The following is a 24,899-nucleotide window of genomic DNA, read 5'->3' as shown; positions in this document are numbered from 1 at the left end:
GCGCCATTGGTCGGGACGCCCGATCAGCTCTCGATACGCGTGAGATCCGCCACAGAGATGCACACGGTGCGGATCCGGCTGAGCAGGTTCAGACGGTTGCGGCGCACGGTCTGGTTGTCGGTATTCACCTGAACCGCCTCGAAAAAGGCATCGACCGGGGCGCGCAGGGCCGCCATGGCGGACATGGCGGCGGCAAAATCCTCGGCCTCCAGCGCCGGCTTGATCGCAGCCTCGGCCGCATCCAGCGCCGAAAACAGCGCGGTTTCCGCTGGATCGTCGGCAAAGCGCGGGTCGGCGCCGAAGGAATATTCGACCCCGTCCTTCTCCTCGGCCTGGGTGAGGATGTTGTTGGCACGCTTGAAACCCTGCAGCAGGTTCTCGCCATCCTCGGTCTTCAGGATCACGTCCAGCGCCCGCGCGCGTTTGACCAGAAGCGTCAGGTCGTCCGAGCCCGGCATCGCGATACAGGCGTCGATGATGTCGTGGCGGATGCCCTCGTCGCGCAGCACCACCTTCAGGCGGTCGTGGATGAAGCCCAGCAGGTCCTCGAGCGTGGCGGCATCCTCGTGGAAGGACGAATTCCGGTCGCTGATCGTGTCCCAGAGCGTCCCGAAAAGCCCGCGCTGCGCGATCATCGAGACCATCGCCTCGCCCGACAGCTCTGCCAACTCTTCGGCAGAGGTGCCGGTGATCCCGGCATATTCGGCACGCTTTTCGGCCAGAGTCTCGTCGCTGGCGCTGTCGCGGCGAAGCGCATGGGGGAAGAAGGCCCGCGCATTGGCCTCGCGCAGCGGCAGCCGCAGGTCGTTTTCCAGGATCAGCCGGATCACCCCAAGTGCTGCGCGACGCAGGGCGAAGGGGTCCTTGGAACCGGTGGGTTTTTCGTCGATCGCCCAGAACCCGGTGAGCATGTCCAGCTTGTCGGCCAGTGCCACCGTGACAGAGACCGGCGCGGTGGGCACGTCGTCCGAGGGGCCAAGGGGAGAATAATGCTCTTCTGCCGCGGCCGCGACCGCCTCGCTGCGTCCTGCGGCGGCGATGTAATAGCGGCCCATAAGCCCCTGCAGCTCGGGGAATTCATAGACCATCTCGGACGAGAGATCCGCCTTGGCCAGTTCCGCCGCCTCCCTCGCGACGTCCGCTTCGGCGCCCGCGACCGGCGCCAGCTCGGCCGCCAGCGAGGCGATGCGGCGCACGCGGTCGCCCTGGCTGCCCATCTTGTTGTGGAAGGTCACGTTCTCAAGCGCCTGCGTCCAGGAGGTGATGTCCTCCTTCGCGACGCGCAAATCGTTCTCCCAGAAGAATTTCGCATCCGACAGCCGCGCCGACAGAACCTTCTGGTTGCCGGCCAGGATCGTCGCGCCATGATCCGCCGTGGTCCGGTTGGCCACGGTGACAAAACGTTCGATCCGCCCCGACCGCGGATTGCGGACCGAGAAGAATTTCTGGTGTTCTTTCATCGAGGTCTGCAGCACTTCCGGCGGCAGATCGAGGAAATCCTCGCCGATCTCGCCCATCAGCACCACGGGGAATTCGACCAGGCCTGCAACTTCGGCCAGCAACCCCTTGTCCTCGATGACCTCCAGCCCGTTGGCAAAGGCCATGTTGGTGGCGTCGTGCCAGATCGTTTCGGCCCGTTCCTCGGCGTTCAGGATGACCGACCGGCGCTTCAGCTGCGCCTCGTAATCCTCGAAGGAGGTGACGGAAAACCGCCCCGGCGCCAGAAAGCGGTGGCCTTCGGTCGTATCGCCCGCGCGGATGCCCTCGACTTCCATGTCGACAACGCGCGCCCCGGCCTCGTCGGACAGGATGCACAGGATCGAATGCAGCGGCCGCACCCAGCGCAGCGTGCCCGCGCCCCAGCGCATGGATTTCGGCCAGGGGAAGTTGCGGATCGTGTCTTCCATTACCTCGGCGACGATGACCTCCGCCGTGCGGCCGGGTTTCTCGATCGTTGCGAAATAGACGGCGCCCTTGGGCGTGTCGCGCTCTTCCAGCTGATCGCGGGTGATGCCGGCGCCGCGCAAGAAGCCCTCGACCGCCTTGTCGGGCGCGCCGACCTTGGGGCCCTTGCGTTCCTCGCGCAGCGTGGGGCTCTCGGCGGTCAGCCCGCTGACCGTCAGCGTTAGACGCCGGGGCGTCACGTAGGCGGCAGCGCCGGCGTAGGTCAGGCCGGCCTCGACGACGCCATCGGTCACGCGTTTCTTCAGCTCTTCCGCCGCACGCGCCTGCATGCGGGCGGGGATTTCCTCGGAGAAGAGTTCGATCAGGAGGTCGGGCATCGCGTTCGTCTTCCCTTGCCGCGTGGTCGGGGCGTGATTACCGGCCCGGGGCGATGGCAGCAAGCGGATAAGGGCGCGCGGCCGCGTCGGCGGGACGGAAGTCCCCATGAGCGGCAAAAGCCGGGGCGCACCCCGGCTTCACTGTTGGACCGATCCGGAGGAGGGCCCCGCCGGATCGGTCGTTGTCTGGTTCGCCATGGGCCGCCGTTTCAGGCAGTGGCCTCGTGCAGCTTGCCCTCGGCCTTCAGCTTGGCGCGGTGGGCCATCGACATCACGTCATCGCCGGCACGGCGCGGGATGATGCGATAAATCGCCTCGACGAGGTTCTCGACGGCAAACCCCACCAGCCCAAGGCCGATCGCCCCCAGCAGAATGCGCCCGAACGCCACCGAGCGGATCTCCTGCAGCGCTTGTCCGACACCGCCGGCCTCGCTGGGATCCGTTGTCAGGGCGGCAAAGACGATCAGGGCGCCGATGATGCCGACGACGATGCCCTCGGCGACAAAGCCCGCTTTCATCACGGGATCCAGCCGGCGCGTGGTCGGGGTCTCGCGGATGTCTTCCTTGTATTTCTCGGCATAGCCCTTGTAGATGTAATACCCCCCGGCCCCGAGAGTGCCGACACCGATGAGCCCGACGAGCAGCGGACCATAGGGCAGCGCCATCACCTTCTGCGTCAGGCTCTGCGCGCCGCCGCCCTCACCGCCGCCGCCACCGCCGATGCCGATGGCCGAGGCCGCGACCGAGACACCCAGGGCGGCGTGGACGGCGCCCGTCACGATCAGGCCGCCACGGGCAAAGATCCCCTTGGCGTTGCTGCCGTAATCCTCAAGATCCATCCAGGCGTCGATGAACCGCCATGCCGCATAGGCGATCAGACCCAGTGCGATGGCCCACATCGCCGCAAGGCCCCAGGCGTAGCCCCTGAGCTGTTCAATGGCGTCTGTGGTGCCCTCGGCCTGCCCGCCCTGCCAGGCGGCCAGAAAGGCGAGCACGCCGACAATCAGATAGGTGGCAGCGCGTGCGCCGTAGCCGGCACGCATGACGGGTACAACCCAGGCGGGGGCTCTTTCGGCCATTGCGGATCTCCTCTTGGTTGGAAGAGAAGCGCGCCCGGCCCACGCCGGGTTCCCGGAAAAGTGAAAAGACTGCGAATGCGGGGACGCCGAGGCTGCCCCCGGTTCTCCGGCAGGGCGCGGCAGGCCGGGCTTAGTCGGCTGCGCCCTGATCGCCCGGACGCGGCGGGCATTCATCGCCCACGACAGTCCCGTCATAGGCCTTTTCGCCGCAATTGTTCAGGTCGTGCCAGACATAGCCGCGCCCGTCTTCGGTGACCGCGACGATCCGGTCGACCCCGTATTCGATGTTTTCCTCGCCCATGAAGGCCAGCGCGGTGCCGGCCTCCAGCTCGGCGCCGATGGCGGCGGCATCGAAACACTCGAACCAGCCGGGCGCGTTGCGCGGCGTGGCCTCTTCGACCATCTCGTAGGTCTCGCTCAGCTGGTCGAGGCTGGCGGTGGTGGTGAAACAGGCCCGGTAGCGGATCGGCGAGGACGACCCGTCGATCGCCTCGAACCCGTCATAGGCGATGCCCTCGGGCGTGCCCGTGACCCGCGAGGTCAGGCGCACGTCATCGGTGCCGGTGGCCTCGACCTCGGAATAATAGCCGTAGATCTGGAAATAGTAGATCCCGATCCCGGTCAGCAGCGCCGAGATCACGATGAACCCCGCGAGGATCTTGCCGTTCATCAGGCCGCCTCGGGCGTGCCGCCGCCGGCATCCGTCTGCACGAAGGCATCGGCGCAGATCTTCGCCAGCGCCCGCACCCGGCCGATATACGACTGCCGCTCGGTGACCGAGATCACGCCGCGCGCATCCAGCAGGTTGAAGATGTGGCTGGCCTTGATGCACTGGTCATAGGCCGGATGCGCCATGATGATGCGCTTGCCTGTCTTGGGATCCTGGTACGGATGATCGAGGATGCGGGCGCATTCCGCCTCCGCCTCCTCGAAATGGCGCAGCAGCACCTCGGTGTCGGCCACGTCGAAGTTCCAGCGCGAATATTCTTCCTCGGTCTGGCGGAAGATATCTCCATACGTGAGCGGGATCGGCGTCTGCGGGTCGTTGAACGGCATCTCCATCACGTGCTCGATCCCCAGCACGTACATCGCCAGCCTTTCCAGCCCGTAGGTCAGCTCGCCCGAGACGGGGCGACAGTCGTGGCCGCCGACCTGCTGGAAATACGTGAATTGCGAGACTTCCATCCCGTCGCACCAGACCTCCCAGCCCAGGCCCCAGGCGCCCAGCGTCGGGCTTTCCCAGTCGTCCTCGACAAAGCGGATGTCGTGCAGGTCCATGTCGATCCCGATCGCCTGCAGCGAGCCCAGGTAAAGATCCTGCAGGTCCGGCGGGCTCGGTTTGATGAGCACCTGGAACTGGTAATAATGCTGCAGCCGGTTCGGGTTCTCGCCATAGCGGCCGTCGGTCGGACGGCGCGAGGGCTGCACATAGGCCGCGGCCCAGGGCGTGGAGCCCAGCGAACGCAGCGTGGTCGCCGGGTGGAACGTGCCGGCGCCGACCTCCATGTCGTAGGGCTGCAGCACGGCGCAGCCTTTCGAGGCCCAGTAGGTCTGCAGGCGCAGGATGATCTCCTGGAACGAACGCGGGGCTGTGGCTGTGTCGGGCATCATGTCTTTCCGGGCTGGATCGGCGGGCATTGCATAGGCGCCACGGCGGACCGGGTCAACGGGGCCGCGCAGCCCCGGGGAACTTGTCGCGGGGGTACAATTCATGGTCAGATCGCGCCGATTGTACCCAAGCCAAGGCCATCAGGCCAACCTCCCGCGCCAAGGCGCGGGAAAACCGAGGACCGAGCATGAAGAAACTGGTTTCCTGGATCGTCGTTGCGATCGTGATCACCCTGCGGGGGGCCACGGCACAGACCGGGCCCGACACCGTATGGGTCCAGATCGAGGCGCACCCCAGCCTGACCGTCGCCCAGGAACGCGCCCGCCGCTACGCCGCCGAGATGCCGGATGTGAACGGCTTCTCGCTTGGCGGGTCGTGGTATGGCATCGCCCTGGGCCCCTATGCCCCCGAGGACGCCCAGCAGGTGCTGCGCGTCTACCGGGCCGAGGGCAAGATCCCGCGCGACAGCTACATCACCGCCACCTCCACCTACGGGCGGCAGTTCTACCCGCTGGGCTCCAACCTGCTGGACAACGGCACCGCCGCCGTGACCGCCCCGGCCGAGCCCGTGGCCCCTGCCCCCGGCACTCCGGTCGCCCAGGCCGACGAAACCCCGTCCGAGGCCCGCGCCTCGGAGCGGCTGCTGAGCGCCGAGGAACGCCGCGACCTGCAGCGCGCCCTGCAATGGGCCGGCTATTACAACGCCGGGATCGACGGGGCCTTCGGCGCCGGCACCCGCCGCTCGATGGGCGACTGGCAGGCCGCGACGGGCTATGAACAGACCGGCGTGCTGACCACCCGCCAGCGCGCCGCGCTGATGGAGCAATACAACGAACCGCTGACCTCGGTCGGGATGACCCGCCACAGCGACACCCGCGCCGGCATCGCCATGCAGATGCCGATGGCCGCCGTGCGTTTCTCGGAATACCAGTCGCCCTTTGCCCATTACGACCCGACCACCGCCGACAACATCCGCGTGCTGCTGATCAGCCAGCCCGGCGACGGCGCCAACCTCTTCGGTCTCTACGACATCCTCCAGACCCTCGCGATCGTTCCGCTCGACGGGCCGCGCGAACGCGGCCGCCAGGGCTTCACCATCGAGGGCCGCAATGACCGCATCGTCACCCATGTCGAGGCGAGCCTGAATGACGGCGAGATCAAGGGCTTCATCCTGGTCTGGCCCGCCGGGGACGAACGCCGCCGCGCCCGGGTGCTGGAGGAGATGAAGGCCAGCTTCACCCGCCTGCCCGGCACGCTCGACCCGCTGGCCGGCGCCGAGCAGGAACAGAACGTCGACCTCGTCTCGGGCCTGCGGGTGCGCAAGCCGAAGGCTGTGGGCTCGGGCTTCTTCGTGGACCGCGCAGGCGCCGTGGTGACCAGCGCCGCCACCGTACAGGGCTGCAGCCGCGTGACGCTGGACGACGATTACGAGGCGCAGGTCGCGGCAATGGACGAGACGCTGGGCGTGGCGGTTCTGCGCCCGCGCGACGCGCTGGCCCCGATGGAGGTGGCCCGCCTGTCCGACCTCATGCCCCGTCTGCAATCCGAGATTGCGGTCGCGGGTTACTCCTTCGGCGGCGCCCTCGGCGCGCCCACGCTGACCTTCGGCACCCTGTCCGACACCCGGGGCCTGGGCGGAGAACCCGGGCTGACCCGCCTTGCCCTTGCCGCCCGGCCGGGCGACGCGGGCGGCCCGGTCTTCGACGCCGGCGGTTCGGTCTTGGGCATGCTGTTGCCGGAACGGACCGGCGCGCAGCAGCTGCCCGATGACGTGCGCTTTGCCGCCAAGGCCGAGGCCATCGCCGCGATTCTGAACCAGGCCGGTGTCGGCGCTTCGGGCGGCAGCTCCTCGCAAAGCGTTGCCCCGCACGACCTGATGCGCATGGCCGAAGGCATGACCGTGCTGGTAAGCTGCTGGGACTGATGTCCTGACCGCTTGCGGGGCCCCGCCACCGGGGCCTCGCGCACCTGGGCCGCCGAAGGCCCCCTCCTCTCTCCCTGATCCCCCGACGCAACGGACCCCGCGCCGCCCCGGTCACGCGGGTGGGCGGGCCGTGCCACGGTTCAGCCGCAACAGGTCTTTCAGGGGAGTGTGACCGGGGCGGCCTGCCGCAAGACGTGCCCTCAGGCCCGCCAGAACTTCACGGTCAGCATGACATAGACCGCCATCAGCTCCAGCCGCCCGACCAGCATCGCCAGGATCAGGATCCACTTCGCCCCGTCGTTCAGCGGCGCGAAATTCCCCGCCGGGCCGATGATGTCGCCCAGCCCCGGGCCGATATTGGCCAGCGCCGTCGCCGCGCCCGAGATCGCGGTGATGTTGTCCAGCCCGGTCAGGCTCAGCGCCACCGACAGGATCCCCATCGTCACGATGAAGAAGACGAAGAAGGACATGACCGAGCTCAGCACCTCCTCCGAGACCGGCCGCCCGTCATAGCGCGGAATGAACACGCCATGGGGCGAGCGGATCTTCATCAGCTGCGCCCGGACCGAGGCGAACAGCAGCTGGTACCGGAACACCTTGATCGAACAGCTTGTCGACCCGGCGCAGCCGCCGATCAGCCCGATGAAGAAGAACAGCCCCACCAGGAACGGCCCCCAGCCCATGTAATCGACACTGGCATAGCCCGTGCCCGACAGGATCGACGTGATGTTGAACAGCGCCTCGCGCAGCGCCTGTTCCCAGTGATGCGGAAAGACCGACAGCAGGACGATCGTCGTCACCCCGACCAGAACCGCGATGATGCCGAAGAAGGTCCGCACCTGCGTGTCGCGCAGGATCGACCAGCCGTCGCCGTTGATCAGCTGCACGTAGCGCACGAAAGGCAGCGCCGCGAGGATCATGAAGACCGAGGCCGCGTATTCCGCCGGCCCTGTGAACGCCCCGAAGGAGGCATCGTAATTCGCGAACCCGCCTGTCGAAACCGTGGTCATCGCATGGACGATGGCATCGAAGACCGACATGTCCAGCGCCACGTAGGTGACGATGCAGGCCAGCGTGATCGCCACGTAGATGGCCGAGATCTGCCCGGCGATCTGCGTCGCCCGGGGCAGGATCTTGCCCATGGTTTCAAAGCCTTCCGATCGAAAGATCTGCATCCCCCCGACCCGCAGTTCCGGCAGGAAGACCATGGCCACGACAATGATCCCGATGCCGCCCAGCCATTGCAGGATGCCCCGCCACAGGAGGATCCCTGCGGGCAGGTCATCCAGACCCACGATCACCGTCGAACCGGTGGTGGTGAAGCCCGACATCGCTTCGAACAGGGCGTCGGTCACCCCCAGTTCCGTGTCGCCGATGATCAGGGGCAAGGCGCCGAAGAAGGGCAGCGCCAGCCAGACGCCGGTGGTCAGCATGAAGGTCTGCTGCAGGCTCAGCCGCTCGGGCACGCTGTTGGCGGTGCTCAGCGCGGTGATGCCACCGGCCAGCATCGAGATGACGGCGCTTTCGAAGAAGGCGGCCCAATGGCCGTTGCCGACAACGAGGTCGGCAAACATCGGCACCAGCATCGCCGCGCCCAGGGCAGTGACGAGCAGGCCGATCACATAGGCTACGGGGCGCGGATCCAGCATGGGCCGAAGCGTTGTCGCGCCCCGAGCGCGGTGTCAAGCGACCGCGTGTCTTAGCTGTCGCTGGACGACGGCGTGGAGCTCGGGGTTGCTGCCGGGGCAGCGGCCGAGGTCGAGGTCGCCGGCTCCGGTTTCGCGGCCGCGGGCTTCTCAGTGCTGCGGGTTGCCGGCTTTGCGGCGGCCGCGCCCTCGGTTGTCTTCGCCTTGGTTGTCAGGGCCTTCGTTGTCGGGGCCTTGGCCGTGCCGGAGGTCGCTGCGTCGGCGGTTTTGGCCGTCTCCTTGCCCTCGGAGGCCGTGGATTTCGCGGCCGCTTTGGGCGCTGTTGCGGTCTTCGCGGGGGCCTTGCGCGCGGTGGCCGTCTTCCGGGCCGTGCCCGTCCTGGCGGAGGTCTTCGCGCGCGGCTTGCGGGTCGCCGGGGCCTTCCTGGCCGGTGCCGCCGCCGGGGCCGCTTCGCTTGCCGTCCGGGCCGAGGTCGCGACCGCCTTCGTCGCCGGTGCGGCCGGCTTGTCATCCGCCTTGGGCGCCGGGGCCGGGCTCGCTTCGCTCGCCATCTTCGTCGGGGCCAGAGGGGTCGCGGGGGTCTCGGCCTTCGCGGCCGGCGCCTTCGGCGCGGCCTTGCGGGCCGGGGCCGCCGGCTTCGCCGCCGGTTTGGCCGGCGCTTTCGGGGTCGGCATCGCGGGCGCTCCCAGCCACGTGGCCGAAAGCGGCACGGCCGCGAGTTCGGACATCATCCGAAAGTTGCGGTAGGGCAGTTCAATCGCCGACAGGCTGATCGCCTGCAGAATCTTTATCTGGTTCGCCATTGCACCGCCGGCCATCTGAATCATGGCCGAGGACATCTGCATCTGGGAGGTGATCATCTCGGGTGCTCCTCGCATTTCGTAATTCTGGTGTCGTGCGGGACAGTTACCTGCTGCCCCCTGTTCAGCCGCGCAACACCCCGCCCAGGGCGACAGCGCCACGCCGGCTACCAGTCAACTTCCAGTATAACGCAGGTCATTTGGCTTGTGCAGAGAAAATTGCTGCACCGCGGCATGACGGCACGGCGCCGCCGGTGTCGTGTTGGTTTCGGATCCGCGCCCGGACCACGAAAGGCCGGGCGCGCAGAACCGTTTCACCCCCGGTGATGCAGCGTGGCAAAGAGCTGCGGATCGAGGCTTTCGCTGTCGAAGGTCGTGCCCCGGGTCAGGACCGACACCGCGTCATGGCTGTGCAGGCTTTCCTGGTGGCTCGCGATGATACGGAAATCGCCGATCCTTGCGTCGGCCTCAAGCGACTCGCAGAACAGCCGCGCGGCATCCTCGACAAAGATCGGATTGGCCGCGTTCAGCTCGGCGAAGGCCTGTTCGTCCTCGCGCTTCACCATCACCTGCGTCTCGGTCGGCACCGCGCGGCGGCAGGCCTCGACCAGGTCCTCGAACCACAGGCAGCCCGCATCCCGTTCCAGTTCCACGGAAATCCGCGCCACCGAACGCTGCGAATGCGGCGTCGCCAGCTGGCCGCGCATCGATCGCGCGTGTTCCGACAATTCCAGCGAACAGGGGCAGGTCGAGGAATAGACGTAATCCAGGTGCATGATCTTGCGGCGCGTGCCCGCCCGCTCCACCAGTTCCAGCGCGATATCGTAATACTGGTACCCGGCCAGCCCCGAGCGCAGGCTGTCCACCTTCATCGGGAACGAGAACCGCATCATGATCCGCGCGTCAAAGCTCTCCAGGTCCGACTTGTAATCGTCCAGCGCCGCCTCGATCACCTCGAAGCTGAAGGTCTTTTCGGCATGGGCATAGAAGCTGCGCATGATGCGCGACATGTTGATGCCCTTCTTGTCCGCCTCCAGGCTGACAGAGCCGGTCACGCTGGTCTCCAGCGTCACATCTCCGTTATCGCGAGTATGGAATCGGATCGGCAGCCGGAAATTCGAGATCCCGACATGCTGGATCTCCTGCTTCGCCCCGCGGATCAGGCTCGACGGCCCGTTCTGCAGGTCGGGCAGCGAGGCCTTGTAATTGGCATCCACCGCGAAATCGTCCGGGTACTGGCGCGACAGCGACGGATAGCTCACCGCGCCGCCGCCGGGAATCAGCTTGGCGATGGCCGGGTCCAGCTGCGAGATCTCGGCGTCAGAGGCCCCCCGCGCCCAGCTGCGCAGGACGGCCAGCGCCTCGGCCGCCTCGTCCTGGTCGGGTTTGCGCTGCAGGGTGGGTGCGTGAATCGTCATGCGAAAGCCTCCGTGTCAGGTATGGAACATAACGCCCGGGGCGCAAATTTCCATGTGTTCCTGTGGATTACGCGGCCGAAGACGCGGTGGATCACTCAACCGGCCACACGGGACCGTGATCCGGTGACCGAGGCGCCCCGCAAGGGGGGCAGAGGGGGGCCACCTACTCCACGACGGCCCGCCCCCGGGTGCATCAAAGCGCGTCCAGCGCGTCCTTCAAGTCGGCGATCAGGTCATCGGGATCTTCCAGCCCGACCGACAGACGCAGCAGCCCGCGCGTGATGCCCAGCTCGGCCTTCTGCTCGTCGGGCAGGCGCTGATGGGTGGTGGTCGCGGGATGGGTGACGATCGACTTGGCATCGCCCAGGTTGTTGGAAATCTTGACGATTTTCAGCGCGTTCAGCACCTTGAACGCCGCCTCCTGGCCGCCCTTCACGTCGAAGGACAGCACGGTGCCGCCCTGCTCCATCTGCGACAGCATTAGGTCGTGCTGCGGATGCGCCGCCAGACCGGGAAAGATCACCCTCTCCAGCTGCGGATGCCCTTCCAGCGCCTGCGCCAGCTTCAGCGCGCCCTCGGCCTGGGCCCGCACGCGCAGCTCCATCGTCTCCAGCCCCTTCAGCATCACCCAGGCGGTGAACGGGCTCATCGCGGCGCCGGTGTGCTTCAGGAACGGCTCCGCCGTCTTGCGGATGTATTCGCGGGTGCCCAGAATCACCCCGCCCAGGGTCCGTCCCTGGCCGTCGATATGCTTGGTGGCGGAATAGACGATCACATCCGCGCCCAGCTCCACCGCCTTCGAGAAGACCGGGGTCGAGAACACGTTGTCCACGATGACCAGCGCGCCCTTTTCATGGGCGATCTCGGCCACGCCGCGGATGTCGACCAGCTCCAGCGTCGGGTTGGCGACCGATTCGAAGAACACCGCCCTGGTGTCGTCGCGCATCGCCGCGCGCCATTGATCCAGGTCGGTGCCATCGACAAAGGTGACCTCGACCCCGTAGCGGCCCAGCACCTCTTCCAGAACGTAAAGGCAGGATCCGAACAGCGCCTTGGCCGACACCACGTGATCGCCGGCCTTCAGCATAGACATCAGCGAGGCGGTGACCGCCGCCATGCCGCTGGCGGTCGCAAAGGCGTCTTCGGTGCCCTCGAGCGTCGCGATGCGCTCTTCGAACATGGCGACCGTGGGATTGCCGTAGCGCGCATAGATGAACTCGTCGTGCCCGGCTTCGAGGAACCGGGCCTCGGCCTGTTCGGCACTGTCGTAGGAGAACCCCTGCGTCAGGTAGATCGCCTCGCTCATTTCTCCGAACTGGCTTCGCTTGGTTCCGCCATGCACCGCACGGGTGCGCCTTTTCCAGCTGTCGCTCATGTCTTTCCTTCCGGCTTTCCGTCGAAAGCTCACAAAAAAACCCCCGTCGCGGTCAAGCGAAAGGGGCCCCTTCGTCTGACCTCTTTAGCGGCATGTTTAACGTGGCCCGCAATCCGGTGAACAAATCGCCACTTCCCGTGCTGTTGCATTTACGCCTCAGGCGAAAAGCCGTCAAGCACCGTCACGGTACTGTAACCGCAGTTTCATACCCCCGTCTTACGCATCGGTCATAGACCAGACACAACATCTTGTATGAGGCCTGCCATGCCCATCATCAGGATCAACGCGGACGGATCCCGGATGCGCCCCGGAAAAGGGGAGCCGCTGCCCTGCTTCCGCACTGCCGCCCAGGGGCGCGGCCCGGTCATCGTCATGATCCACGGCTACAAGTACCTGCCGGGCCACCCGGACCACTGCCCGCACCGCCGCGTCCTGTCGCTGCACCCGGTCACGTCGGACATCCGCATGCAAAGCTGGCCGCGCCGGCTGGGCTTTGGGGCCGGTTACGCCGACGAGGGGCTGGGCGTGGCCTTCGGCTGGAACGCCCGCGGCGCGCTCTGGACCGCGCAGGCCAGCGCCGTCGCCGCCGGAGAGGCCCTGGCCGAGACCATCGCGCGGCTGCACCGCCACGCGCCGGACCGGCCCCTGCACGTGCTGTCGCATTCCATGGGCACCGAGGTCGCGCTTCAGGCCCTGCCGCACCTGCCCTCCGGCAGCGTGAACCGCATCGTGTCGTTGACCGGCGCCTGCTACCAAAGCCGCGCGCAGGACGCGCTCGACACGCCGGCCGGCCGCAAGGTCGACTTCTTCAACGTGGTCAGCCGCGAGAACGACACGTTCGATTTTCTCTACGAGCGGCTGATCTCGCCGCCCCGTGCCGGCGACCGGTCCATCGGGCAGGGGTTCGAGGCGCCCAACGCCGTCACCCTGCAGATCGACTGCCCGCGCACGCTGGAACACCTGGAAAGGCTAGGCCATCCGCTTGCCGCGCCCCAGCGCCGGATCTGCCACTGGTCGAGCTATACGCGCCACGGGATCCTGCGGTTCTACAACGCGCTGATGCGCCAGCCCGACCGGTTTCCGCTGCACAGCCTGCGCGGGGCCATGCCGCAGCGCCCGTCCCCGCGCTGGTCCCGCCTGCTTGCACCGCCGGCCCTGCCGGTGCCGCTGCCCTTCCTTCAGAACGCCTCCTGACCGCACCGTAAACCGCACCGGGCCAGGCATGGCAAAAGGGCTGCCGTCCCGCGACGGCAGCCCTTCTTTTCACCCGGTCACAGCTGACCGATGGATCATTTCTGTTCTTCCGGCGGCAGGATCAGGTACTTCTGCAACGTCACGATCTGCCACCACAGGAAGCCGAACAGCAGCAGCGGAAAGCCGAAGGTCTCGATCTTGACCCAGGCGTCGGTCGACATGGTCCGCCAGACGAATTCGTTCCCCACGCCCAGCAGGATGAACATGACGAACAGCCGCCGCGTCAGGATCATCCAGCCCTCTTCCTTCATCGGCATCATGTCGTTGAGGATATAGGCGAGGTAGGATTTCCCCTGCAGCAGACCGATCCCCAGCAGCGTGGCAAAGACCCCGTAGACGATCGTCGTCTTCATCTTGAAGAACCGTTCATCGTTGAAATACGCCGTCAGCCCGCCAAAGAAGATCACGATCACCGCGGTGAAGATCTGCAGCCGGCTGAGATGCCCGGTCAGCTTCCACAGGATCGCCATGCAGATCAGCAGGATCGGCACGAAGATCAGCGTCGCCACGATGAAGCCGGAATATTCCGTGCCTCCCCAGACATAGACCTGCTCCTTCAGCCGCAGGTAGATCAGGAAGAAGGCGATTGTCGGCCCCAGCTCCAGCACCTGCTTGACGATCGGGTTGATGGGGCGTTCCTGCGTGTCGCTCATGCCTGCCTCTTTCGGGTTCATCCGCCCAGTTCCACTATCACGGCACCCACGGCGATCAAGGTCATCAGGGCAATCCGCCGCGGTCCCACCGTCTCTTTCAGCACCAGCCAGCCGATCAGCGCGGCGAAAACGGTCGAGGTCTCGCGCAGCACCGCCGCCTCGCCCACCTTGTCCAGCCGCGTGGCCATCATGACCGAGCCGAAACTGCCGAAGGCGATGAAGGCCCCGATCACGCCCCGCGTCAGCAGCGGGCGCAGCTCGGGCGGGTTCTCCATCCGGCGCCAGCGGATCCAGGCGATGATAGGGAAATCCATCGCCGTCAGCATGAAGAACCACGCCAGGAAGGTGAAGGGCGACGGCGTGTACCGGATGCCGAAGGCATCGTAGGTCGTGTATAGAGCGACCAGAGCCCCGGTCCCCACCGCCAGCCACAGCGCCGGCACCAGCGTCTCGCGCCCCAGCGAGATATGCACCAGGTTGTAGACCGCCAGCCCGAAGATCCCCATCAGCAGCACCCCGACGCCCAGCCACTGCACGCCCGAGAACACCTCGCCGAACAGCAGCCAGGCCCCGATCACGGTGAACAAGGGCCCCGTCCCCCGCACCACCGGATAGACCACGGTGAAGGCGCCGCGCTCATAGGCCAGCGCCATGCCCACCTTGTAGAGAAAGTGGATCACCATCGCGCCGCCCAGGATCGCCCAGGCCCAGCCCTCGGGCCAGGGCACCAGAAACAGCGCCATCGGCAGCGACAGCACGAAAAGCGCGGCGTCGATCGCCCCCCGCGTCAGCCACGGGTCGTGCCGTCCCTTCTGCAGCGCGCCAAAGACCGCGTGCAGAAACGCCGCCAGCAGCGCCAGAACCATCGCCAGCGTATGGCCCGCCTCGGTCCCCTCGAGGCTCAGCAACCACTCGGTCACGCGGCCCGCCCCGGGAACCGCGCCCCCGACCTCGCGTTTTCAAGAATCAGCAGGAAAAGGGGAGCCGCCATGTGGGAACAGCTATTGGAGCAGGCATATAATGACGTCATGACATCCTTCGGGGCCGTACCGGCGGCAGTGGTGGGCACCCGACTGCTGGCCGCGCTGGTGCTGGGCGGCGCGGTCGGGATGGAACGCGAAGCCCGCGGCAAGCCCGCCGGGCTGCGCACGCACATGCTGGTCTCGATGGCGGCCTGCCTCTTCGTCCTGGTCAGCGAGGAGCTGGTCGAACTGCCGGTGGACGGCGAGACGGAGAAACGCGTCGATCCCCTGCGCCTGGTCGAGGCGGTGACCGCCGGCGTGGCCTTCCTGGCCGCGGGCACCATCATCTCGAACCAGGGCAAGGTAAGGAACCTCACCACCGGCGCCTCGATGTGGCTGGCGGGCGCGATCGGGCTGGCCTGCGGCTCGGGGCACGTGGCGCTGGCCGGGCTGGCGGCGATCATCGTCGTGGTGATCCTGACCGTCGTGCGGCAGGTCGAAATCCTGATGGGCACCGATTGATCCCTGCCTGGTCGCCGCCTTGTCCCTGCCCGCGCCCGCTCAGCGGCCAAGCCCGGTCAGGGCGGCGGCGAAATCCTCGGGATCGAAGGGGGCAAGATCGTCGATCTGTTCGCCCACGCCGATGGCATGGATCGGCAGCCCGAACTTGTCGGCCAGCGCCACCAGAACACCGCCCCGCGCCGTGCCGTCCAGCTTGGTCATCACCAGGCCCGAGACATCGGCCATGGACTTGAACGTCTCCACCTGGGACAGCGCGTTCTGCCCGGTGGTCGCATCCAGCACCAGCAGCGTGTTGTGCGGCGCATCCGGGTCCTTCTTGCGGATCACGCGGACGATCTTGGCCAGTTCTTCCATCAGGTCGGCGCGGTTCTGCAACCGGCCGGCGGTGTCGATCATCAGCAGATCGGCGCCATCCGCCTCGGCCTTGGTCATCGCGTCGAACGCCAGGCTCGCCGGGTCCGACCCTTCGGGCGCCGTCAGCACCGGCACACCGGCCCGGTCGCCCCAGACCTGCAGCTGTTCCACGGCCGCCGCGCGGAAGGTATCGCCGGCGGCGATCACCACGGTCTTGCCGGCGGCCCGGAACTGGCTGGCCAGCTTGCCGATGGTCGTGGTCTTGCCCGACCCGTTCACGCCGACGACCAGAACCACCTGCGGCCGCTTCTGGTAAAGCGGCATGGGCCGGGCGACCGGCTCCATGATGCGGGCGATCTCCTCGGCCAGCAGGCGCTTGATCTCCTCGGTCGAAACGCGCCGCCCATAGCGGCCCTCGGCGATATTGGCCGTCACCCGCAAGGCGGTGTCCACGCCCATGTCGGCGGTGATCAGCAGCTCTTCGAGCTGCTCCAGCATCTCGTCGTCCAGCACCCGGCGCGGGGCGGCGGCATCGCCCCCCTTGAACAGCCGGCCCAGAAGGCCGGGCCCGCCTGTCTCCTCCGCCGGCGGCGTATTGGCAATGCCCGACGGATCCGCCGCGGGCGCCGGCGGCACGGCCGGCGCGGGCGCCGGCGTGGCCGAAGGCACCGGGGGGTTCACCGGCGCGGCGGCTGGCGGCGGTGCCATGGGGGAGGATGTCCCGGCCGGGGGCGCCTTGGACGGTGCGGGGGACGGTTCGGCGGCGGGCGCCTCCGACGCATCGGTCCCTTCCTCCATGATGGCATCCAGCCCTTCCTCGAGCTTCGAGGAAGATTTGAACAGCCGGTCCTTGAGTTTCGAGAAAAATGCCATGAGGCGGTCTCCGCGCGTGGTTGCCTTCACCTAATGCGGAATCCGCGGGGATGGAAGGCCGCGCGGCCCGTCCCACCACCGCGACGGCCCCCGCGCAGCCCTCTGCATGCCCACCGAGCCGCCCTGTCCGCACAGCCACGACCTGCCGCTCACGCCGCCGTGGCCCGATCCGCAAGCGCCCTTCGGCGCTATACGGCGGAACACTCCACCTCTCCTCCAGGGCAGTGGAAGCCGGCCGGCGCTTCTGTCAGACTCCGCCCCATGACACGCGCATTCCTGATTCTGAGCCTGCTTCTGGCCCTGCCCGCCGCCGCCGAGACCCCGATGGGCGCCGAGGCCTTCGACCGGTATACCAGGGGCAAGACGCTCTATTACGGCGCCGACGGCTCGGCCTATGGCGTCGAGCGCTATCTCGACAACCGCCGGGTGGTCTGGTCCTTCCTCGACGGGCGCTGCCAGGACGGGGTCTGGTACCAGGAGGGCGAGCAGATCTGCTTTCTCTACGAGGACCGGCTCGATCCGCAGTGCTGGACCTTCTACCAGGGCCAGGACGGCCTGATCGCCCGGTTCGAGAACAACCCCGAAGCGCGGGAGCTTTACGAGGCGCAGGACCTGGGCGAGGAGATGCTGTGCTACGGGCCCGAGGTCGGCGTCTGAGGCCGGTGTCGTTTGGGGGCGCTGCCCCCGTCGCCAGGGGCGACTCCCCCGGAGGTATTTTGGCCAAGAAGAAGCAGGGGCGTGGCGCCCGGAAAGGTGAACGCTTTCCTAACGCGCGCCTGTAAGGGATTGATATTACACAGGCGGCCCCGTGTCCCACGCGTGGGACATCTTGCAGGTCCAGTGTTTCACCTTTGGAAAAATACTCCGGCGCAGCCTCTCAGAAAAGCGACCCCTGGTCCGGAGGCGGCTCCGGTTTCGATTTCCGGGCCGGTTTCGGCGCCGCCCCTCCGATGGAGAACCGCCCGTCCGCGAATTCGATCTCGAGCGCGCCGGCCGCCTCGGCCGCCGTTTTCGAGGTGATGACCTCCGGGCCCGACCGCACCACCGCATAGCCCCGTTCCAGCGTGGCACGGTAGCCCAGGGTCTCGCGCAGGCGGTCCGCCGTCTCGATCCGGCGGCGCCAGTCGGACAGCTGCGCCGTGGCCGCCGCCGAGAGCCGGTCCGACAGCCGCTGGAATTCGCGCATCGCGGCGGCATGGTCCGCCTGCAGCCGGCGCGGCTGCAGGCGCGTGGTGCGATGGTCAAGCTCGGCGCGGCGCTGGCGGGTGTTGCGCCCCAGCGCCGGGGCCAGCCGGGCCGAAAGCCGGGAGAGCGTGTCCGCCTGCCCGGCGATCAGCCGGCGCAGCGCCGCGGGCCGCAGGCTGCCGGCGGCGTCGCTCAGCGCCAACCGGCGGTGCTGGATCCCGGTGATCAGCGCCTGGGGCAGCTTGTCCGACAGGATGTCCAGCCTCTGGCGCGGCGCGTCCAGCAGCGTGTCGGGCCGCGGCAGGGCGCGGGACAGATCGGCCAGCCGCTGCCGCCTCTGGGTTACCGACAGGCCCAGCGCCCGGGTCAGCCGCGCGCCCTGATCCTCGGTCCAGGCGGAGAGTTCCAGCCGCACCGGCACCGCCAGCTCCGCCGCCGCCGTGGGCGTCGGCGCGCGCTTGTCCGAGGCGAAGTCGATCAGAGTCGTGTCGGTTTCGTGCCCCACGGCCGAGATCAGCGGAATGCGCGAGGCCGCCGCCGCGCGGACGACCATTTCCTCGTTGAACCCCCAGAGATCCTCGACCGAACCGCCGCCCCGCGCCACGATCAGCAGATCCGGCCGCGGCAGCGACCCACCGGGAGAGAGCGCATTGAACCCCTCGATCGCGCGGGTCACCTCGGGCGCGCATTTCTCGCCCTGCACGGCCACGGGCCAGATCAGCACCTTGCGGGGAAAGCGTTCGCGCAGCCGGTGCAGGATGTCGCGGATCACCGCGCCCGAGGGCGAGGTCACGACGCCGATCACCTCCGGCAGGAAGGGCAGCGGCTGCTTGCGCGCCGGATCGAACAGCCCCTCGGCCGAGAGCGCCGCCTTGCGTTTCTCGAGCATCGCCATCAGCGCGCCCAGGCCGGCCGGGCGGATATCCTCGATCACGATCTGGTACTTGGATTGCCCCGGGAAGGTGGTCATGCGCCCGATGGCGATCACCTCCATGCCCTCTTCGGGCTGGGTGGCCAGACGCGAAGCCACGCCCTTCCACATCACCCCGGCGATCACGGCCCGGTCGTCCTTGAGGTCCAGGTAGACATGGCCCGAGCGCGGACGACTCACCCGGCCCACCTCGCCCCGGACGCGGACATGGCCGAACTCGCCCTCGATGATACGTTTGACCGCCCCCGAAAGCTCGGAGACGGTGAATTCGGGTGCGTTGCCGGCGGGCTCGCCGGCAGGGTCTTCGAACAGATCGGACATGGCGGGGACCATGCCCGATCCGGTTCCGAAGTGGAAGCGGTCAGGCCGCGCGGCGGCTGTGCTTCCCTTCGCGGATCTCCTCGATCATCTTGTCGCAGAAGGCCGGCAGGTCGCCCGGGTTGCGGCTGGTGACCAGCGCGCGGTCGCAGACGACTTCGCTGTCCTCCCACTTGCCGCCGGCGTTCTTCACGTCGGTGGCGATGGATTTGTACGAGGTCATGGCGCGGCCCTCGGCGATGCCGGTCTCGACCAGCAGCCAGGGGGCATGGCAGATTGCGCCCAAGGGCTTGCCCGCGTCGAAGATCGCGCGGATGAAGGCCAGCGCATCCTCGTTCACGCGCAGAAGGTCGGGATTGATCTGACCGCCCGGCAGAACCAGCGCATCGTAATCATCGGCCGAGACTTCGCTCAGCTTCTTGTCGACCGGCACCGGCCGGCCCCAGTCGTCGCCGTCCCATCCGCGGATTTCGCCCGTTTCCGGGGAAATCACGTGCACCGTGGCGCCTGCCTCTTTCAGGCGGTCGCGCGGGGTTTCAAGTTCGGATTGCTCGAAGCCATGGGTGGAGAGAATGGCGATCGTCTTTCCGTCAATAGTGCTCATCTGGAAATCTCCTTTCGCTGTTTGATGGGTAAACCGCGCGGGCCGGAGAGATGTTCCGACACAGGGCGCCGGTTGCCTCGACGGAAACGGCCGGACAGGGCGGCGGCACGGACGCTTGTTCCCGGGGCGGGGCCCGGGTTATGAGCGGCACGGATTCCGAGCGGCAGAAACAGGCGGACAGACGGCATGAACATCCTCATTCTCGGCAGCGGCGGGCGCGAACACGCGCTGGCCTGGGCGGTCATGCAGAACCCTAAATGCGACAAGCTGATCGTGGCGCCGGGTAATGGCGGCATCGCACAGATCGCCACCTGCGCCAGCCTCGACATCGAGGACCCGACCGCGGTCGCCACCTTCGCCTATGACAACGCCATCGATTTCGTCATCGTCGGACCCGAGGCACCTCTGGCCGCCGGCATCGCCGACCGGCTGCGCGAGGAAGGCATCCTGGTCTTCGGCCCCTCGGCCGAGGCAGCGAAGCTCGAGGCGTCCAAACGCTTCACCAAGGAGATCTGCGCCGCCGCAGGCGCCCCCACGGCGGGCTACGCCAGCTTCACCGAGGCCGAACCGGCCAGGGCCTATGTCCGCGAACAGGGCGCGCCGATCGTGATCAAGGCCGACGGACTCGCCGCGGGCAAGGGCGTGATCGTGGCGATGGACGAGGCCACGGCGCTGGAGGCCATCGACGACATGTTCGGCGGCGCCTTCGGCGGCGCCGGGGCCGAGGTGGTGATCGAGGAGTTCATGACCGGCGAAGAGGCGTCCTTCTTCGTGCTCTGCGACGGCGAGACGGTGTTGCCCATCGGCACGGCGCAGGATCACAAGCGGGTCGGTGAAGGCGACACCGGGCCGAACACGGGCGGTATGGGCGCCTATTCCCCGGCGCCGATCATGACCGATGAAGTCACGCAGAAGGCGCTGGACGAGATCGTGACGCCCTGCGTGGCCGAGATGGCCCGGCGCGGCACCCCCTACCAGGGTGTGCTCTACGTGGGCCTGATGATCGAGAACGGCCAGCCACGGCTGGTGGAATACAACGTCCGCTTCGGCGATCCCGAATGCCAGGTGCTGATGCTGCGGCTGGGGGCCCAGGCGCTGGATCTTCTGCATGCGGCAGCCGAGGCACGGCTGGCCGAAACCCGCGTGAACTGGGCCGACGACCACGCCATGACGATCGTGCTGGCGGCCAATGGCTATCCCGGCGCCTATGAAAAGGGCTCGGTCATCGGCGGGCTGGAGGATCTGCCGGAAACGGCCTTCGAGATGTGCTTTCACGCCGGTACCCAGCGCAAGGACGGCCGGTTCCTGGCCTCCGGCGGGCGCGTGCTGAACGCCACGGCCCGCGGCGCGACCCTGCAGGAAGCGCGCGACCGCGCCTATGCCCTGGCCGACGCGGTGGACTGGCCCCAGGGCTTCTTCCGCCGCGACATAGGCTGGCGGGCACTCTGATCCGCCCGGGCCTTTCACACGGCTCCCATACCGCGCCCCGGCGGACCCGTCAGAACCACGCCCCTGTCTTCACCTTGGCCAAATACCTCCGGGGGAGTCCGCCCCCGGCGGACGGGGGCAGCGCCCCCCAAAACAGGGACTCCGACGCGCCCGGGGCCCCTAGCGGCAGGCCAGGACCGCGCGCATCCCCGCCGCACCGGTGAACGCCCCCACCGGCCGCGTCGCGATCCGTCCCGCCTCCAGCCGCGACACCATGATCCGGGACCAGCCCGCATCGGCGGTCACGATCTCCGGCCCCGCCCCGCAATCGCGGATCCCGCCCGAGATGAACGCCTCCCCGATCCGGTGATTGGTCAGCCCGCGCGCCTCGGCCACCGGCTGCAGGGCACCATCGCGAAAGCGCCATATCCGCAGGATCCGCGCCAGGTGCGGGCGGTCGACATAGGCGATCTCCACCCTCCCGTCCCGGTCGAGGTCGGCGGCCCCCAGCGGCGCAAGCCAGCGATGGGTCTGCCCGATATGCGGCGTTTGCGCGATCTTGCCTGTGGGTCCGTAAAGCGCCAGCGCCGCGCCGCGCGCCATGTCGGTTTCCACGACCATCACCGCGTCGGCCCGGCCGTCGAGGTCGAGATCCACGAGACGCGGCGAAATATCCTCGAAGACGTGGCTTTCGGGCAGGCGGATCAGCCGGTCGGCCCCCTGCCCCACCGAGATCCGCAGCGCGCCGTATTCCACCGCGTCGCCCAGCACGCCGTGGCCATAGCGCGTCACAGGCTCGACATAGCGGGCCGATGTGATCTGCTGCGCAACCGCGCCACCCGCGCCATGCCACAGGCACAACACCAGCAGCGCACGGCGGGCGCGCAATCTCCACCGGCGGGACGGCAGACGCCGTGCCACCGGGGCAAACATTCTCAGATCTGCTTCTCGGGCATCTGGACGATCAGCCCGTCCAGCGCGTCCGTCACCTTCAGCTGACAGGTCAGCCGCGAGCGCGTCGGGTCGGGCTCATAGGCGAAATCCAGCATGTCCTCTTCCATGTCGTCCCGCGCGGGCAGCTTTTCCACCCAGTCGGGATGCACGTAGACATGGCAGGTCGAACAGGCGCAGGCGCCGCCGCAATCGGCCTCGATGCCGGGAATGTTGTTGTCCCGCGCGCCTTCCATCACGGTCAGCCCGTTGGGGACATCGACCACATGTTCGGTGCCGTCATGCTCGATATAGGTGATCTTCGCCATGGGTGCCTCGTCCTTGTCGTCCGTCGTATTTCGTACGTCAGATCTTCTCTAGACAAGGCCATCGACAGGGGCCAGCCCCAATTGGGTCGCAGGCTGTCCCGGCCTTGCGGTACAGCCTGCAGGGGGCGTATTCAGGGCATATGTTCGTCACACCCGTCCCCGATGGCCCCGACTGGCCCCGCCCGCCGGCCTGCCTGCCGGCCGACCGGCTCGAAGACCCGCCGCAGGGCGCGCGGGTCACTGTCGCCGGGCTGGTGATCCTGCGGCAGCGGCCAGGCACGGCCAAGGGCGTGGTCTTCGTCACGCTCGAGGACGAGACCGGCGTGGTCAACGTGATCGTCTGGCGCAAGATCTATGAACGCTTCCGCCGCGCGGTGATCGCCGGGCGTCTGTTGCGGGTCACGGGGCGGGTGCAGCGCGCCCATTCGGTGACCCACGTGATCGCGGAGGAGATCGAGGACATCTCGCACATGCTCGACCTGCTGGTGAGCGGGGAGCCGCTGCCGCCCGCATCCTGACATCCGCGACCGGCGCGGCGTTCCGGGACAGGGATCAGCGGCAATCCGGCCCCTGGGACACTGGCCCCCGGGACACAGACCCAGGCGCCGGGGGCTTGGCCCCGGGCCCGCGATGTGGCTAACCTCTGCCAGAGTACCGCGTCCCGGCCGTCCCGGACCGCCTGCCACCCCGAGACCAGATCACAAGCCCGGACCCCGAGCCCCCTTGACCCGCCTGATCCTTCCCGCCCTGGGCCTCTGGCTTCTGGCCGCCTGCGCCGATCCCGGCCCGGAGGCGCCGGTCCCGATCTCGCCCGTGTCGCTGGCTGGTCTGCCGGGCCATGCCCCGCCGGGCGCGCCGCCCGGCACCTGCTGGGACCGGGTGGTAAGCCCCGCCGTGGTGGAGACCGAGACCGCCCAGGTTCTGGTCGAACCGGCGCAGCTGCGCGACGACGGTTCGGTCGCGCAGCCGGCCAGCTACCGGACCGAGACCCGCCAGCAGATCGTACGGGAACGTCAGGAGACCTGGTTCGAGGCGCTGTGCGCCGATGCGCTGACCGGGGAATTCGTGGCCTCCCTGCAGCGGGCGCTGCAGGTGCGCGGGATCTATGACGGGCCGATCACCGGACTGGTCGACACCACCACGCGCGAGGCGGTGCTGGCCTATCAGCTGCAGGACGGGCTCGACTCGGGCACCCTGTCGTTGCGCACCGCGCGCGAGCTGGGGCTGGTGGCCGTCGAGCTGAACGGCTGACGCAGGGGCGCGTCCGGCCCAGGGCTGTCAAAACTGCCCACCCAGCAGGCACCGGATTGTCCCATGCGCCACTTTGATAGCCTGCCGCCCCGCTTCCCTGCCCCCCGACCGGCCACCCGTCGCCACCCCCGCCCTGTCGCGCAAAGGTCATTGCACGGCCGCACGGTTCCGCTAGGCTTTCCCGGCACCCCCGGAGCCATCCCGAAACAACAAGAAGCCGCACGCAACAGATGACCGCCACCAAAGGATTCCTGTCCACCGCCTCCGCGGCACTGATCGATATCCTCGAGGGGCTGTCCACGGAAATCCGCATGACACGGGGTCAGGTCCTGTTCGAGGCCGGCGATCCGGGCGACGCGCTCTTCGCGGTGACCGAGGGCGCGCTGGAGATCTCGGTCTATTCCGAGGACGGGCGCAAGCTGACGCTGGACATCATGCGCGCGGGCTCGATCCTTGGAGAGATCACGCTGTTCGATCCCGGCCCGCGCACCGCCACGGCGACGGCCCTGGAACCGACCGTTCTGCGCCGGGTGCGCCATTGCGACGTGCTGTCCGAGATCACCAAGACGCCCGAGCTGGCGATCGACCTGATCCACCTGGCGGGCAAGCGGATGCGCTACATGAACCGGCAGCTGAACGAACAGGTCTTCCTGCCGGTGCCGCTGCGGCTGGCGCGCAAGATCCTGTACCTGACCCAGTCCGACGATCCGGCGAAGCTGAAGGACCATGGCATGAGCCTCAGGCTCAGCCAGGCCGAGCTGGCCGAATTCGTCGGCGCCACGCGCGAGGCCGTGTCGAAGACCCTGTCGAACTGGAAGAAGGACGGTGTGGTCGAAGCCTCGCGCGGGGGGCTCACGGTTCTTGACCGCCCGGCGCTTGAGCTGATCGCGGAGCCGGAATTCATCTGACCGCTACAGCGACCGGGCGGGATGGTGGCACGCGCGGGTGGGTTTGACGTCGCATTTGCTCTGCCCTGGCCGTGCCCCGCTGAAGCCCGTCAACAGACCCGTTTCGCCGCAACAAGCGCCGAAATCTCCGCAAACCCCCGAAAGGTCTGGAATACCCGACCCGCCTTTTACGCTGGATGTGACGTGGTTCACATACGAGAGAGCTGACCTTGCGGCATCCTGAACCCACCAGATCGGACAACCGTCAAGATCGACAGATTGGGA

The 24,899-nt window shown here is 67.8% G+C and carries 23 protein-coding genes and 1 riboswitch; of the genes, 8 read left to right on the top strand and 15 right to left on the bottom strand.

Annotated elements, in window-relative coordinates:
* Positions 1-23 precede the first annotated feature (23 nt).
* From glyS to ATO3_RS16260, 4 genes are all read right to left on the bottom strand, one after another.
* Positions 24-2,282: a glycine--tRNA ligase subunit beta gene (gene glyS, locus ATO3_RS16275; RefSeq protein ID WP_088650935.1), complete on the bottom strand. Its 2,259-nt coding sequence runs from the start codon at positions 2,280-2,282 to the stop codon at positions 24-26.
* A 209-nt stretch (positions 2,283-2,491) separates the two neighbouring features.
* Positions 2,492-3,361, bottom strand: coding sequence for a DUF1206 domain-containing protein (locus tag ATO3_RS16270; RefSeq protein WP_088650934.1), 870 nt, complete (start codon positions 3,359-3,361; stop codon positions 2,492-2,494).
* 130 nt (positions 3,362-3,491) lie between these two features.
* Positions 3,492-4,031: a DUF6446 family protein gene (locus ATO3_RS16265; RefSeq protein ID WP_088650933.1), complete on the bottom strand. Its 540-nt coding sequence runs from the start codon at positions 4,029-4,031 to the stop codon at positions 3,492-3,494.
* The gene (locus ATO3_RS16260) at positions 4,031-4,969 is read right to left on the bottom strand and encodes a glycine--tRNA ligase subunit alpha (protein WP_088650994.1); all 939 of its coding nucleotides are present in this window, start codon (positions 4,967-4,969) and stop codon (positions 4,031-4,033) included. The genes ATO3_RS16265 and ATO3_RS16260 overlap by 1 nt, the downstream gene beginning before the upstream one ends.
* Before the next feature lie 188 nt (positions 4,970-5,157).
* Here ATO3_RS16260 and ATO3_RS16255 point away from each other — a divergent pair, with 188 nt between their 5' ends.
* Positions 5,158-6,894, top strand: a complete 1,737-nt coding sequence (locus ATO3_RS16255; RefSeq protein WP_088650932.1) for a serine protease — start codon at positions 5,158-5,160, stop codon at positions 6,892-6,894.
* A 200-nt stretch (positions 6,895-7,094) separates the two neighbouring features.
* Here the strand turns inward: ATO3_RS16255 and ATO3_RS16250 are convergent, their stop codons facing one another.
* The 4 genes from ATO3_RS16250 to metZ form a co-directional block, all read right to left on the bottom strand.
* Positions 7,095-8,543: a TrkH family potassium uptake protein gene (locus tag ATO3_RS16250; RefSeq protein WP_088650931.1), complete on the bottom strand. Its 1,449-nt coding sequence runs from the start codon at positions 8,541-8,543 to the stop codon at positions 7,095-7,097.
* Positions 8,544-8,593: 50 nt separating this feature from the next.
* Positions 8,594-9,400, bottom strand: coding sequence for a histone (locus tag ATO3_RS16245; protein ID WP_088650930.1), 807 nt, complete (start codon positions 9,398-9,400; stop codon positions 8,594-8,596).
* A 254-nt stretch (positions 9,401-9,654) separates the two neighbouring features.
* Positions 9,655-10,758, bottom strand: coding sequence for a GTP cyclohydrolase FolE2 (gene folE2 / locus ATO3_RS16240; protein ID WP_088650929.1), 1,104 nt, complete (start codon positions 10,756-10,758; stop codon positions 9,655-9,657).
* A 193-nt stretch (positions 10,759-10,951) separates the two neighbouring features.
* Complete coding sequence (metZ, locus tag ATO3_RS16235) at positions 10,952-12,133, bottom strand: O-succinylhomoserine sulfhydrylase (RefSeq protein ID WP_088650928.1); 1,182 nt, start codon at positions 12,131-12,133, stop codon at positions 10,952-10,954.
* Between the two features lie 63 nt (positions 12,134-12,196).
* A riboswitch (SAM riboswitch) is annotated at positions 12,197-12,275 on the bottom strand.
* 122 nt (positions 12,276-12,397) lie between these two features.
* On the opposite strand from metZ, the gene ATO3_RS16230 reads away from it, so the two are divergent.
* Positions 12,398-13,327, top strand: a complete 930-nt coding sequence (locus ATO3_RS16230) for an alpha/beta hydrolase (protein ID WP_088650927.1) — start codon at positions 12,398-12,400, stop codon at positions 13,325-13,327.
* Between the two features lie 95 nt (positions 13,328-13,422).
* Here ATO3_RS16230 and ATO3_RS16225 read toward each other — a convergent pair whose 3' ends face one another.
* On the bottom strand, positions 13,423-14,040 hold the full coding sequence (locus tag ATO3_RS16225; protein WP_088650926.1) for an inner membrane-spanning protein YciB: 618 nt from the start codon (positions 14,038-14,040) through the stop codon (positions 13,423-13,425).
* Positions 14,041-14,057: 17 nt separating this feature from the next.
* Positions 14,058-14,960: a DMT family transporter gene (locus ATO3_RS16220; protein ID WP_088650925.1), complete on the bottom strand. Its 903-nt coding sequence runs from the start codon at positions 14,958-14,960 to the stop codon at positions 14,058-14,060.
* A gap of 108 nt (positions 14,961-15,068) precedes the next feature.
* Here ATO3_RS16220 and ATO3_RS16215 point away from each other — a divergent pair, with 108 nt between their 5' ends.
* Complete coding sequence (locus tag ATO3_RS16215) at positions 15,069-15,524, top strand: MgtC/SapB family protein (protein WP_233152179.1); 456 nt, start codon at positions 15,069-15,071, stop codon at positions 15,522-15,524.
* Between the two features lie 39 nt (positions 15,525-15,563).
* Here ATO3_RS16215 and ftsY read toward each other — a convergent pair whose 3' ends face one another.
* Complete coding sequence (gene ftsY, locus ATO3_RS16210) at positions 15,564-16,751, bottom strand: signal recognition particle-docking protein FtsY (protein ID WP_088650923.1); 1,188 nt, start codon at positions 16,749-16,751, stop codon at positions 15,564-15,566.
* A 261-nt stretch (positions 16,752-17,012) separates the two neighbouring features.
* Here ftsY and ATO3_RS16205 point away from each other — a divergent pair, with 261 nt between their 5' ends.
* Positions 17,013-17,408, top strand: coding sequence for a hypothetical protein (locus ATO3_RS16205; protein WP_088650922.1), 396 nt, complete (start codon positions 17,013-17,015; stop codon positions 17,406-17,408).
* A gap of 220 nt (positions 17,409-17,628) precedes the next feature.
* Here ATO3_RS16205 and xseA read toward each other — a convergent pair whose 3' ends face one another.
* Both xseA and ATO3_RS16195 read right to left on the bottom strand, forming a co-directional pair.
* Entirely contained in the window at positions 17,629-19,200 is a 1,572-nt protein-coding gene (gene xseA, locus ATO3_RS16200) for an exodeoxyribonuclease VII large subunit (RefSeq protein WP_233152178.1), read from the bottom strand.
* 28 nt (positions 19,201-19,228) lie between these two features.
* Positions 19,229-19,789 (bottom strand): type 1 glutamine amidotransferase domain-containing protein, encoded by a 561-nt coding sequence (locus tag ATO3_RS16195; protein WP_088650921.1) that lies wholly within the window; start codon positions 19,787-19,789, stop codon positions 19,229-19,231.
* A 186-nt stretch (positions 19,790-19,975) separates the two neighbouring features.
* Here ATO3_RS16195 and purD point away from each other — a divergent pair, with 186 nt between their 5' ends.
* Positions 19,976-21,238 (top strand): phosphoribosylamine--glycine ligase, encoded by a 1,263-nt coding sequence (purD, locus tag ATO3_RS16190; RefSeq protein WP_088650920.1) that lies wholly within the window; start codon positions 19,976-19,978, stop codon positions 21,236-21,238.
* Positions 21,239-21,397: 159 nt separating this feature from the next.
* Here purD and ATO3_RS16185 read toward each other — a convergent pair whose 3' ends face one another.
* Both ATO3_RS16185 and ATO3_RS16180 read right to left on the bottom strand, forming a co-directional pair.
* Positions 21,398-22,150 carry an FG-GAP repeat domain-containing protein gene (locus tag ATO3_RS16185; RefSeq protein ID WP_233152177.1) on the bottom strand — a complete coding sequence of 251 codons (753 nt, stop codon included), beginning with the start codon at positions 22,148-22,150 and terminating at the stop codon, positions 21,398-21,400.
* A 2-nt stretch (positions 22,151-22,152) separates the two neighbouring features.
* Entirely contained in the window at positions 22,153-22,476 is a 324-nt protein-coding gene (locus tag ATO3_RS16180) for a 2Fe-2S iron-sulfur cluster-binding protein (protein WP_088650919.1), read from the bottom strand.
* Positions 22,477-22,616: 140 nt separating this feature from the next.
* On the opposite strand from ATO3_RS16180, the gene ATO3_RS16175 reads away from it, so the two are divergent.
* From ATO3_RS16175 to ATO3_RS16165, 3 genes are all read left to right on the top strand, one after another.
* The gene (locus ATO3_RS16175) at positions 22,617-22,994 is read left to right on the top strand and encodes an OB-fold nucleic acid binding domain-containing protein (RefSeq protein WP_088650918.1); all 378 of its coding nucleotides are present in this window, start codon (positions 22,617-22,619) and stop codon (positions 22,992-22,994) included.
* 205 nt (positions 22,995-23,199) lie between these two features.
* Positions 23,200-23,727, top strand: coding sequence for a peptidoglycan-binding domain-containing protein (locus ATO3_RS16170; protein WP_233152176.1), 528 nt, complete (start codon positions 23,200-23,202; stop codon positions 23,725-23,727).
* Between the two features lie 230 nt (positions 23,728-23,957).
* Complete coding sequence (locus tag ATO3_RS16165) at positions 23,958-24,635, top strand: Crp/Fnr family transcriptional regulator (protein ID WP_088650916.1); 678 nt, start codon at positions 23,958-23,960, stop codon at positions 24,633-24,635.
* Positions 24,636-24,899 lie beyond the last annotated feature (264 nt).

This window comes from Marinibacterium profundimaris (assembly GCF_002210095.1).
GTDB lineage: Bacteria > Pseudomonadota > Alphaproteobacteria > Rhodobacterales > Rhodobacteraceae > Marinibacterium > Marinibacterium profundimaris.
This window is presented reverse-complemented; position numbering and strand designations above follow the sequence as displayed.